At 58.4% G+C, this 921-nt stretch carries 1 protein-coding gene; it reads left to right on the top strand.

The window, feature by feature from the left end:
- Positions 1 to 31: 31 nt before the first annotated feature.
- The coding region (locus CO664_RS30005) for a glycosyltransferase family 4 protein (protein WP_234820277.1) at positions 32 to 921 on the top strand (890 nt) is incomplete at its 3' end.

Here is a 921-nt window from a genome sequence, read left to right as displayed (position 1 = left end):
TGTTGTCCACGTCCATGGATGGAACCAGATATTGTCGCCGTCCATCTTCCATGCTCTCGCAGCGAGCAAGGCGAGGGTCATCATCACGGCGCATGACTATTTTCTGAATTGCCCGAACGGCGGACGCCTGAATTTCAGGAGCGGCGCGATCTGTAATCTAAAGCCGATGTCCCTCGATTGTCTCTTAACCAATTGTGACAAGCGAAACTATTTCCATAAGCTCTGGCGCTTTCGCCGAAGCCTCGTCCAATCAGGCGCTGGCGACGCATTCTGGGAACGCGTCGAAGTAGTGCTGGCGCACGAAGGCATGGAAACCTACCTGAAGTCGGGTCCTCTCCGGCATTTCACCACATTGCGTACGCCCACGGAACCTTTGACGCGGCTGTCGACGGAGCCGTGGCGCAGAGAGCGCATCGTCTTCCTCGGACGGATGACCTGGGAGAAAGGCGTCCGCACCCTTGGTGAGGCTTTGCGAATGACGGGCCAGGCAGCAACCCTGATCGGCCGCGGCCCTTTGCTCGCCGAAATGCAGGAGGCCCTTCCCCATTGCTGGGTGCCGGGCTGGCTCGATGACGAAATGGTATCCGAAACGGCCGCCCAGGCGCGCGCATTCGTCATGCCGTCGCGAATGCCGGAGCCATACGGCCTGGTGGCGGCCGAGGCATTGATGAGTGGAATTCCCGTGATCGTAAGCAGCAACGCGTTGATTGCCGAGGAGATCGAAAGCAATGGCGCGGGCCTCATCTTCGAGAGCGGAGATGCGGGCTCGCTCGCCGAGGCTCTGGTTAAAATCAAGAGCGATAGTCTTGTGAGAAAGCTGGCCGAAGGTGCACGGGCCTTCGGCAAGAAAGTCGCTCCAAGTCGCAAAGAGTGGGAACGTCAGTTAATTGGCATTTATAGGGGCGAATCTGCCCTTCAGTT

Source organism: Sinorhizobium sp. NG07B, assembly GCF_002532005.1.
Classification (GTDB): Bacteria; Pseudomonadota; Alphaproteobacteria; order Rhizobiales; family Rhizobiaceae; genus Sinorhizobium; species Sinorhizobium fredii_C.
The sequence above is the reverse complement of the archived record's forward strand: the minus strand, read 5'-3'. Positions and strand labels throughout refer to the sequence as shown.